Raw genomic sequence first — 10,039 nt, 5'->3', positions numbered from 1 at the left:
TTGTATTCTTGGTCGAAAACAATAGATTAGTGAGATGCTCTTCTTTTTTCAATCACTTTTGATGTTGAGAGTGGGGTTTAATTATTAGTTGAGTGGGATTGAATGAGTATTTGCTGCTTGCGTAACAGCTAATATAATGGGGCGGTTAAATCAAATATAAAGGTCTAAGGACACGTCAATAACAAATCTTAATAATGCTATTAGTATTTGAATGGCATAAAAGACGTTGTTCCTGTGCATTAATAGATAAGTCAACATAAATACAAACGGCACCGCTATCTATTGATAACGGTGCCGTTTGTATTTACTAGAAAGACGATTGTTAAACCATGATGCTTGAAGTCGCTGTTCTTTAAAAATTTACTAAGTAAACCCCACTCTCAACTTGAAATAAGCAAATCAAACTGAAGAGGCGGGTTACCAAGTTTTTTGTTGAGTACAAAGCACAGATTGTGTGACAGAATCTTACGAATCAATCGATGAGACAAATGCCATAAATCTCTTGCTCGTACCCTTTGTATACTAAATCGTTCTGATAGCTGACCAATGACTGTTTCAACGATACGGCGGGCTTTCATTAGCCGTCTTACCACAGGTTTGGGTCTATCCTCCTTCATGTTAGCTCTGAGTGGCGTTTGTAAATCTACTCCTTGAGCGCCGTAGTACTGAGTAAGACTCGGGCTGATATACCCTTTATCAGCGCCGAGCAAACCATGGATATTGTCAGTAATATCAGGCGCAACCGCTCTTTCATCAACATTGGCAGGAGCAAAGGTAAAGCCTTTAATCATGCCCGATAAGTTAACAAGCAAATGGCCTTCAAAACCATAGTACTTCTCTTGCTTAGCCGCACAGTAGCTAAAAGCCGCTAAGTCTTGATAGTTTTTATGCCGATAAGCGCGTCCATAATGACAGACGGGTATCGGAAAACCATCCATAAAATGGATGTTGTCACGGCCCTCAAGTTCACTGACGTTATCTTGTATCCGCTGTTTGACTTGCCACAGATTCGCGCAATGCTTTGCGAAGTTAGGATATGAGCCGATGGTTGGAAACCAGGCATGCCAATGCTGGGTAAAGTATTGCCAAATCTGTTTGTCTTGATCAAGGTTTAAAAACTCACCGACCATCTCCATGCAAATGACCTCAGGATCACTCAGCTTTGGTGCGTAACCTGCACTTCGCAAGGGTTTGGTGACGACTATTTTGTAATATTGCTCTACCATTAAATAGATATTGATGATAAATTCGTCTATGGGCATCTCATGACTCCATTGTGTTCTTGGTCGAAAACAATAGATTAGTGAGATGCTCTTCTTTTTTCAATCACTTTCGAAGTTGAGAGTGGGGTTAAGTAAATTAAAAGTTACTGACTAAATTGCTGTTGGCAGAGTTCCATAAAAGCGCGTCCATATTGACGAATTTCTGCATCATCACGTACGGCCATCCAACTGGTAAAACGTCCGAAATGATCAACGGGAATCGCTGTTAGATTTTGATAATGACTTGGCTCAAATGCCATTTCGGCAATAATACCAATGCCCAATCCCAATCCCACGTAAGTGCTAATCACATCGGCATCAAGCGCTGCGAGTACGATATCAGGCTCAAGTCCTGCATCGCTAAAGGTTTTATCAATGGCGCCGCGCCCTGTAAATCCGCCGTGATAAGTCACAATCGGATAACTGGCAAGGGTTGGTAAATCAATCGATTCCAGTCCTGCCAGCTCATGGTCGCTTGGTACAATGACGCGATGCGTCCAGTCATAATAGCGGTAGCAACGTAGATAGTTATTGTGTAGTAATGACTCAGTAGCAATACCAATATCTGCCTGCCCGCGAATGACCATCTGCGCGATGGTTTCAGGGTCTGCCTGTTGCAGGATTAAATTAACCTTGGGGAAACGTTCTTTAAATGCTTTGACCACTTCTGGTAATACATAACGCGCCTGCGTATGCGTGGTGGCAATCGTTAGCGTGCCAATATTGGGGTTATTAAAATCCAGACTGAGATTTTCAATGGTACGAATTTCCGCAAAGATAGACTCGATGTGCGGCATAAGCGCTGTGCCCATGGTCGTCAGCCCCGTTAGACGTTTGCCTTGGCGTACGAACACTTCGGTTTTGAGCTGGTTTTCAAGTGCTGCAATATGTTTTGATAGACTCGATTGGCTGGTATGCAGCACAGTCGCTGCTTGACTTAAATTATAGCCATTAATTACCGTATGCCACACTGTTTCCAACTGCTTGAGTTGGATTTGTAGATGCCGCTGATTGACCACTACGTCGATTGCCATCATTTAACCCTATGGTATAAATATACAAACCCTGTCTGTATATAAAAAATAAAAACGTACAAATACTCAATAAGTGGTTAGTGTAAAACAAAGCTATTATTCTTGTATATAATAAATGGCTATGAATTTATATTAATTTGGAATATAGAATAGTTTGTTTTTCTTAAATTGACAATATAATTTTAAAACAATATGCAATTGAAGAAAGACGTTTTTAATATTTAAGTGAGCTTTTGATACACAGCGTTACTATAATGAAATAAATGGCGTGGCTAGAGACTGTGGTTATTAAGTTAATGCAAAAACATCTAGTCAAGGTTAGCGTTCTCAAGTACCATAATTCAATTTTGTGCTAACGATGGTTTTTGTGCAACGCTGAGCAATTTTTATCGATCCTTTTTGTCTATATTGCATAAGAAATGATTGATAAAAATTGTGCGCAGTTGTGTTATTTATCTCAATTTTTGGTGAGTGATTATGTCTGCTGTCCAACCTGTAACGCCTGAACAACCGATTGCCAAAAAATCATGGGGAGAAGCCGCCAAAGCTTATTTAGACCCACGTGTGATTATCATGCTGTTTTTAGGGTTTTCAGCCGGTATTCCCATTCTGCTTATTTTCTCCAGTCTATCATTATGGCTAAGAGAAGCAGGCATCGACCGTGGTGTTGTCACCATGTTCAGTTGGGCGGCATTGGGATATTCATTTAAGTTTATTTGGGCGCCATTAATCGACGCGCTGCCGGTGCCTTTTTTGACCAAATGGTTGGGTCGTCGCCGTAGTTGGATGGTGGTATCACAGCTGCTCATTGTATTGGCTATCTTTTTGATGGCGACGGTTAACCCTGTTAGCGAAGACGTATTGGTTTATATGGCTGGCGCGGCGGTTTTGCTTGGGTTCTCTTCTGCCACCCAAGATATCGTCATTGATGCGTACCGTATTGAGCTGGCACCGCCATCGATGCAGTCTATTTTGTCCTCTATCTATGTGTCAGGTTACCGCGTTGGTATGATTGTCGCTGGGGCAGGCGCGCTATATTTAGCAGATTATTTTGGCTCGACGGAAACTTCTTATAGCTATGAAGCGTGGCGTAATACCTATTATATTATGGCTGGGGTTATGACTTTAGGTATATTGACCACCTTTGCCAGTTATGAGCCAACCGCTGAGATTCTGCAAAGTAATAAGCAAAAAAGTAATCTCAAAGTTTTCTTAATATACTCAGCGTTACTATTAATACCAGCCTTGTTGTTTGGTGTCGTATATCTTATCAATATCCTTATTAATAAGGTTTTTGATAGTACCATTGCGCTGATACCGCTGATGGCAATGCCAAGTATTAAGTTCTACTTTATAGCGTTGGTTGTGTGTGCACCTCTGCTGCTGTTGTACTTTATGATCAATCAACCTAAGATTATTAATAAAGCGCCTCTGGTAGCGGAAACCCGCGAAGACTACGTTAGGTTGGTTTTACTGTTTGTGTTTGCCGTCGTGGCATTTGTAGCGGCCTATGTCTTGATAGGGCAAGTACTGCCAGAGTTTGAAGGCGTGTTTGTCAGCTTCATTAGTGAGACATTGCATTTACTAGTAAGCTTAGCAGCAGCACTGGCAGCAGGTTATGCATTGGTAAAAGTCGGTTTAGTGAAAAAAGAAATTGCAATGGCGACGTGGATTGAGCCTATCTTAGATTTCTTTAGACGCTATGGAAAAAAGGCGTTTTTACTATTAGCGCTAATTGGTTTGTACCGCATATCAGACATTGTGGCAGGGGTGATATCAAACGTCTTTTATCAAGACATGGGCTTTAGTAAAACCGATATTGCCAATGCGGTAAAACTGGTTGGCGTGATTATGGCCATCGCTGGTGGTTTCTTAGGTGGTCTATTGGCGCAGCGTTTTCGTATCATGCATGCCATGATGATTGGTGCCATTCTCGCTTGTGCGACCAATTTATTATTTGTGGTGCTGACCTATAATCCGGGCAGTTTACCCATCATGTATATGGCGGTGATATTTGATAACTTAGCTGCAGGTCTTGCCAGCGCGGTATTTATTGCTTTCTTATCAGCATTGACTTCAATACGTTTTACCGCGGTACAGTATGCTATCTTCTCTTCATTGATGACCTTAATACCAAAAGTAATGGGTGGTTATTCAGGTTCTATCGTTGATAGTATGGGCTATCCGTTCTTCTTTATTTTTACCTTTGCGATTGGTATTCCAATTCTTGTGCTGATTTACTTTGTCGATAAACATATCATCATTGGCGATAACGACGATATTTATGGCGACAGTGATGGTGAAGGCGGCAAAGGTATTAATGATAAGTTAACCAAAGCCAATCCGAATCTAACGGATACCAAAGAGCCACCACGTGCCTCAGAATAGCTAAGACAATAAAATATAACCAGTTCGACAGCTTTATTCAGTAAACAGTGATTTTATGAGTTATCTATGACAGCATTTACCATTGGTCAAATAAAACAGCAGATTCAGCAATTGACTAATGAGTCTGCGCGCAGCAGTTTGCCCTCATTTTGGCTCACTGATTGGTTGTTGTTTGTCATTGATAAGCCAAGCTCGTTTTTAATCACTGATGAGGGTTATGAGCTGCGCGAAAGGGAGCTTGAGCAATTTCATGTGGGTGTGACCAAGATGCAGCAGGGCACACCGTTGGCGTATTTAACTGGACAACAAGAATTTTGGTCGCTGAACTTTAAAGTCAATGAGCATACGTTAATACCAAGACCTGATACTGAGATATTGATTGAACAAGTATTAGCTTGGATAAACTCTGGACCGAAAAGTGTCGATAACGAAAATAAACCGAAACGTCTATTAGATTTAGGTACTGGCTCAGGTTGTATTGCTATTAGCTTAGCACATGAGTTAAAACAAAATCATGTCAGTAGTTCAGCAGAAAACTGGCAAGTGATTGCCGTTGATTTATCTGCAGAGGCGCTAAAAGTCGCTAAGCACAATGCAATGGTAAACGAGGTTGCTGATATTAAGTTTATTAAAAGTAGTTGGTATGATGCGCTGTCTATTCAGGATGAGCCATTATTCGATATGATTGTTTCTAACCCGCCTTATATCGATGAAGAAGATGAGCATTTATCACGGCTAGTCGCCGAACCGATTAGCGCGTTAAGTGCGCCCAATCAGGGACTTGCAGATATCGAGTATATTGTTAAACATGCGCCGCAATATTTGAATGTAGGTGGGCTTTTAGCAATTGAGCATGGTTTTGATCAAGGTGATGCTGTACGGCAGCTACTTTTGAATAGGGGTTTTGAGTCAGTATATACCGTACAAGATTATGGTGGTAACGATCGTGTGACGCTCGGCCAGTTACTATAAAAATACGCAGTTGCTGTCAAAATAAGTTTCAGTGCTAATCCTTGGTAATGACTATGAGTGGCATTTATGAGTGATATTAGAGAGACGGAAATGTTAGGAGATGCGGAGCTGCTGCGTTATGCGCGCCAGATATTGCTTGATGGTTGGGATATTGATGCTCAATTACGCTTAAAAGCATCGCGAGTGGTTATGATAGGCGCAGGCGGTTTAGGTTGCCCCGCTTCTGAGACACTCGTGCGGGCAGGCTTGGGACAAGTGCACCTAATAGATGATGATATAATTGAAGCCAGTAATTTACAGCGCCAAACGCTATTTTTACCTGAGGATATCGGTAAACCTAAAGCGCTTACAGCGGCGCAGATGCTCAGCAAAATTAATCCTCTTATCAGTGCTCATGGTACAGTGGCAAGGTTGAGCGAAGATAATGCTTATGAGCTACTGGATATGGCATCTGGCAAACCTAATTTACTCCTAGATTGCACTGATAACTTTGCTACCCGAGATATCATCAATCGCGTTAGTGTTCGTTATCAGATTCCGTTGTTATCTGCTTCAGCGATAGCCATGCAAGGACAGTTGGCATTATATGAGCCTCAATTAAATACCGGCTGCTATCATTGTGTGTTTGGCTCAGTGATACCCGATGCGGAGGCTGATGAACGTACTTGTGCCAATTCAGGGGTACTTGCTAGCACAACTTCTATTATGGGTAACTTGCAAGCCAATGCCGCCTTACAATATCTAGGATTAACCAAAAATCCACTGACAAATAAGCTGTTAATATGGGATGGTAGCCAGATGCAGCAACGGCTGATGGGCTATCGTAAAGATGTGCATTGTCCGATTTGCGCCAAACATTAGCAAATTGCTCAACCTTTTTAAATCTCTACATCCTCATAACCTCCTTTTTATTACCATAGTTGTTTTTTATGAAAATTCATCGTCCGCATTTATTAAAGCATACCTTTAATGTCGTTAATCGCATTCGCCAAACCGCGAGTGTGGCTGGTTTGTCTGCACTTAGAGTGGCAAAAGGTGAAAAGCCTGATGCGATGCTGCTAAAAGAAACCTTTGAGCAATTAGGCACAACTTACATTAAAATCGGGCAGTTTATTGCCAGTACACCGTCATTATTCCCGCGCGAATATGTAGAAGCGTTTCAGAGCTGTTTGGATCAAACGACGCCCTTATCCTATGCCTATATTGAACAGGTATTAAAAGAGGAGCTGGCCGTTGATGGGCTAACACTTGAGGATAAGTTTGCTCACATCGATGCAAAGCCGTTAGCATCAGCCTCTATTGCCCAAGTTCATGCGGCGCGTTTGCATAATGGCGATGAGGTGGTGCTAAAGGTACAAAAGCCGGGTGTTGAAACTATTATGCAAACCGATTTGGGTGTTTTACATGGTGTGACCAAGTTGGTTGAGCTACTAATGCCTTCGATGCGCTTTGCCAGTATTGCGCCAATTATCGATGAGATTCGTTTGCGTATGCTTGCCGAAACGGACTTTATCGCTGAGGCGCAAAATATCCGTGATTTTCAGCAATTTTTAGCGATATCAGGAAATACACGCGTCGTTGCGCCAACCGTCTATGAAGAGCTGACCACCAAGCGTGTACTGACCATGAGCCGCTTATATGGCGTCTCTATGGTAGATGAATCAGTCATGCGTCAGTATTGTAATGACCCGGCACAAGTGATGGCCGATACTTTGAATACCTGGTTTGCCAGTTTGATGCTCTGCAATAGCTTCCATGCGGATTTGCACGCGGGCAATTTGATGCTATTAACCGATGGGCGTATTGGATTCTTAGACTTCGGTATCGTTGGTAAATTGAAAGCTGAGAGCTGGCGCGCCTGTATGGGTATGATGCAAGCAATGCAAGACAGTGATTATCAAGCAATGGCGCGCCATATGATTGATATGGAAATGACCCACGGCAGCAACCAAGTTGACGTCGCTGCATTGGGCAATGATTTGCAGCGCATGATGAAAACCATTATGGCTGAGGACAAGGCTTTTACCAGTGGTGTGCCCTTTAATACTAAAGAGCAAGCTGATGAGTTAAATACAATGATGTTGGAGATTGTTGAGGTCGGCAAGCGTCATGGTATTCATTTCCCACGTGACTTTGCCTTATTGACCAAGCAGATGCTCTATTTTGATCGTTTTATGCGTACGCTTGCCCCTGATATGGATATGTTTAGTGATCAACGGGTACAGATGCTTGGGCAATCAGAAACCGCCGAGCAAGCCAGTCGTCCAATCCAAAATATTTCTTAGCAGTAATCGTTATAATTAGAACTCTTTTATTTTATCTTTGCTTGGTTATATATCACTGCTTTTAACACAAAGGATTGTGTGCTTTTTGCCACAAAATGGCTCTGTCATGATGACTGTACTTAAAAGCCGTGCTACTATTATTATCACCAATCAAACGGCGATTGCTTGCATAGGGCTATACTGCTTGGCGGTGGTCATGGGATTTGGGCGGTTTTTATTTACCGCCACCTTACCTGATATCATGACGCAATTATCGTTATCGACCGTCATTGCAGGTTGGCTGGCCTCGGTCAATTACAGTGGTTATTTTATTGGCGCGCTGATTGCGATGTTTGTGCCCCAACGTTTGACATGGCAAATGCTTATAGTATGGACAGCAGTCAGCATCGTTACCACCATGCTATTGGTGGTGCCAAATCTGTCATTGAGTATCTGGTATGTCATTCGGCTATTATCAGGTATCGCAAGCGGCGTGGCGATGATTTTGAGCTCATCACTGGTGATTCAAAGCTTTAGTCATGAGCGCCGCTCGGTACTCTCAGCACTGCATTATGCGGGTATTGGCGTCGGTATCAGCGCTTCCGCCGTACTGACGTGGTGGTTGTTAACGCTCGGCTATCATTTCGATATCATTTGGCTGGTAGCAGGGATTATCAGTCTACCGTTATTATGGCTGCTTTATGCCATCAGACCAGAAAACTCAACCCCATTTAAATCAAAAGCAAATAACTCGCAGACATCCCAATTACAAACCTCTAAGCAACAAGCCGCTGAATTAAAATACGGTAGTCAGCGGCTGTCCGTACAGCAAACTTATCTCAATTTTAAACATTCTTTATATGAAGCGGCCGCTGGTCATACCAAGGCGATTGCATTACTGTCGGCAAGTTATGTGCTGGCGGGGTTTGGCTATATTACTTCGGCGACTTTTTTGCCAGTGATGGCAACGCAGCGGCTTACAACACAGAGCTATGCAGGATTACTGATTTGGCTAGTGGTCGGTATCTTTGCGATGCTATCAAACCCTATTTGGGGTGCGCTTGCTAAACGAATTGGCGAGACCAAAACCTTGATGGGGTTAACGTTATTGCAAGCATTTGGCATGTGTTTACCGATATGGTCTGATGGCGCTATTGGCTTGTACGGTAATGCAGTGATTTTAGGTTTAACCTTTGTTGGTATGGTGTCAATGACACTTAATTTAATTAAAAATATCAATCCTGCTTACTCAAATTTATTGATTGGTCTGGCAACTTTGGCCTATGCAATAGGCCAGTTTATGGGGCCGCTAGTTACTGTAGCGTTGGCAGGGAAACATGACAATTTTAATGCCGGTTTATTGGTCGCGGCTAGCGGCTTATTAATAGGATTGGTTTTAGTCTTCTTTTTTCAGCGTCAAACTCAGCGCCAATCCTTGTTTAATCAATAACTACAATTAAAACAAAGATAAAAGCCACAGCCTTATTAACTTCAAACTAAACCACGCTACGGCTAAACACTTCCCGTAGCTCAAAGCTGGTATGCACTTGGGCAACACCTTCGATGCGGTTGAGCCTATGCAATAAAAACTCCTCATAATGTGCCATATCGCGTACGCGCACTTTGATTAAGTAGTCTTCGGTGCGACCGGTGACAATACTACAGCTAACCACCTCATCAAAGCTTTGGATTTTCTCTTCAAAATGCTCGAAGCGGTCTGCAGTATGGCGATCCATACTAATCGCAATAAATACGGCCAAAGGATAGCCGATTTTTTGTGCATCGGTTTGGGTATGGTAGCCGGTGATAATACCTGCCTCTTCTAAGCGTTTGATACGGCGGGCGCAAGGGGTAGCGGACAAGTTAACCCGCTCAGCAAGCTCGGTAATACTCATACGTGCTTGAGTTTGTAATAAGCGTAATAATTGTTTGTCGGTATCATCAATATCGATAGATAAAGAATTATCCGTATGATTATTTAACATCGAATATCATCTATTTAGTGAAATAACCTAATTATAACTTTAATAATGGTTTTTATCACTAAATTAGCATGTATTTAGGTAAAATAAAGCTGATTTCTAACGCATAAACTTTGTTATTATAATGGCATAAACTT

8 protein-coding genes are annotated in these 10,039 nt (G+C 42.2%); 5 read left to right on the top strand and 3 right to left on the bottom strand.

Annotation, left to right across the window (positions count from 1 at the left end):
* Positions 1 to 380 precede the first annotated feature (380 nt).
* Both AC2FA3_RS13220 and AC2FA3_RS13215 read right to left on the bottom strand, forming a co-directional pair.
* Positions 381 to 1,262: an IS982 family transposase gene (locus AC2FA3_RS13220; protein ID WP_490509979.1), complete on the bottom strand. Its 882-nt coding sequence runs from the start codon at positions 1,260 to 1,262 to the stop codon at positions 381 to 383.
* A 104-nt stretch (positions 1,263 to 1,366) separates the two neighbouring features.
* Entirely contained in the window at positions 1,367 to 2,296 is a 930-nt protein-coding gene (locus AC2FA3_RS13215; protein ID WP_490509978.1) for a LysR substrate-binding domain-containing protein, read from the bottom strand.
* 477 nt (positions 2,297 to 2,773) lie between these two features.
* Here AC2FA3_RS13215 and AC2FA3_RS13210 point away from each other — a divergent pair, with 477 nt between their 5' ends.
* From AC2FA3_RS13210 to AC2FA3_RS13190, 5 genes are all read left to right on the top strand, one after another.
* Entirely contained in the window at positions 2,774 to 4,684 is a 1,911-nt protein-coding gene (locus tag AC2FA3_RS13210; protein ID WP_490509977.1) for an AmpG family muropeptide MFS transporter, read from the top strand.
* Positions 4,685 to 4,750: 66 nt separating this feature from the next.
* Entirely contained in the window at positions 4,751 to 5,656 is a 906-nt protein-coding gene (gene prmC, locus AC2FA3_RS13205) for a peptide chain release factor N(5)-glutamine methyltransferase (RefSeq protein WP_490509976.1), read from the top strand.
* Between the two features lie 66 nt (positions 5,657 to 5,722).
* On the top strand, positions 5,723 to 6,517 hold the full coding sequence (locus AC2FA3_RS13200; RefSeq protein WP_490509975.1) for a HesA/MoeB/ThiF family protein: 795 nt from the start codon (positions 5,723 to 5,725) through the stop codon (positions 6,515 to 6,517).
* Between the two features lie 68 nt (positions 6,518 to 6,585).
* Positions 6,586 to 7,941, top strand: a complete 1,356-nt coding sequence (locus AC2FA3_RS13195) for an ABC1 kinase family protein (RefSeq protein ID WP_490509974.1) — start codon at positions 6,586 to 6,588, stop codon at positions 7,939 to 7,941.
* 106 nt (positions 7,942 to 8,047) lie between these two features.
* On the top strand, positions 8,048 to 9,370 hold the full coding sequence (locus tag AC2FA3_RS13190) for a YbfB/YjiJ family MFS transporter (RefSeq protein WP_490509973.1): 1,323 nt from the start codon (positions 8,048 to 8,050) through the stop codon (positions 9,368 to 9,370).
* A 46-nt stretch (positions 9,371 to 9,416) separates the two neighbouring features.
* On the opposite strand, the gene AC2FA3_RS13185 is transcribed toward AC2FA3_RS13190, so the two are convergent.
* On the bottom strand, positions 9,417 to 9,905 hold the full coding sequence (locus AC2FA3_RS13185; RefSeq protein WP_490509972.1) for an Lrp/AsnC family transcriptional regulator: 489 nt from the start codon (positions 9,903 to 9,905) through the stop codon (positions 9,417 to 9,419).
* Positions 9,906 to 10,039 lie beyond the last annotated feature (134 nt).

It is taken from the genome of Janibacter sp. CoH_79_TC_3 (assembly GCF_058197955.1).
The sequence above is the reverse complement of the archived record's forward strand: the minus strand, read 5'-3'. Positions and strand labels throughout refer to the sequence as shown.

Coding starts and splice junctions, on each gene's coding strand:
- AC2FA3_RS13220 (WP_490509979.1), bottom strand. CDS start 1,262: ATGCCCATAGACGAATTTATCATCAATATCTATTTAATGGTAGAGCAA.
- AC2FA3_RS13215 (WP_490509978.1), bottom strand. CDS start 2,296: ATGGCAATCGACGTAGTGGTCAATCAGCGGCATCTACAAATCCAACTC.
- AC2FA3_RS13210 (WP_490509977.1), top strand. CDS start 2,774: ATGTCTGCTGTCCAACCTGTAACGCCTGAACAACCGATTGCCAAAAAA.
- prmC (WP_490509976.1), top strand. CDS start 4,751: ATGACAGCATTTACCATTGGTCAAATAAAACAGCAGATTCAGCAATTG.
- AC2FA3_RS13200 (WP_490509975.1), top strand. CDS start 5,723: ATGAGTGATATTAGAGAGACGGAAATGTTAGGAGATGCGGAGCTGCTG.
- AC2FA3_RS13195 (WP_490509974.1), top strand. CDS start 6,586: ATGAAAATTCATCGTCCGCATTTATTAAAGCATACCTTTAATGTCGTT.
- AC2FA3_RS13190 (WP_490509973.1), top strand. CDS start 8,048: ATGATGACTGTACTTAAAAGCCGTGCTACTATTATTATCACCAATCAA.
- AC2FA3_RS13185 (WP_490509972.1), bottom strand. CDS start 9,905: ATGTTAAATAATCATACGGATAATTCTTTATCTATCGATATTGATGAT.